This is a genomic window from Streptomyces europaeiscabiei (genome assembly GCF_001550375.1).
Lineage (GTDB): Bacteria > Actinomycetota > Actinomycetes > Streptomycetales > Streptomycetaceae > Streptomyces > Streptomyces europaeiscabiei.
In genome coordinates, this window is sequence record NZ_LRTR01000267.1 from 1 (window position 1) to 735 (window position 735).

Genomic DNA, 735 nt, shown 5'->3' on the forward strand with positions numbered 1-735 from the left:
CGGGGGCGCGGGCGGCGTCGAGGCCCGGCCGGTGACGCTCGACCTCGCGCCGGTCGGCGAACGCGTCAAGCGTCAACTCGTCCGCGACCACGTGCCGTTCGCCCATCGCATCCCGGTCGCGCGCACCGAGGTCGAGGTGCTGTCGGCCGCGGAACTGGTTCAGCTTCGGAAGGGATATCGCGTGCTCGAAATCGCCGCGTTCTGGCTCCCGGTCGGTGCGCTCGCGCTGGCCGCCGGTGGCATTCTCGTCGCGACGCAACGCCGCCGGGCCGTCTGCGCGACAGGCCTCGGCACGGCTCTCGGCGGCGCGCTCCTCGGCGTCGCCGTCGCCCTCGGCCGCCACCTCACCCTCGCCGACCTGCCCCCGGGCGTCTCCCCCGCGGCCGCCGGCGCCGTCTACGACGCCCTCACCGCCACCCTGCGCACCGTCACCTGGGGTCTCCTGGGCCTCGGCACGACCGTGGCCGCGGTCGCCTGGCTCACGGGCCGGCTCGCGCGACTTCGCCGAGCGTCCGCAACGCCCCCGCCAACTCCGACGGAGGAACCGACGCGAGCCCCAGCCTGACGCAGTCGGAGGCGGGAGCGGCAGCCCAGGGCTGCCCCGCCCGAGAACCCTCACCACCCCACCGCCGGGGCGACGGTGGTCCCTCCGCTGGGCGCGGCGGCACCCTGTCAGCGTCGGCGAGCGCGCCCGAACCCGGCCCCGCACCGGCCACCGGGCCACTGGCCCCAGCC

1 pseudogene is annotated in these 735 nt (G+C 77.1%); it reads left to right on the forward strand.

The features are described from left to right. A pseudogene (locus AWZ10_RS52915) lies at positions 1–565 on the forward strand (hypothetical protein); the annotation flags it as partial. Positions 566–735 lie beyond the last annotated feature (170 nt).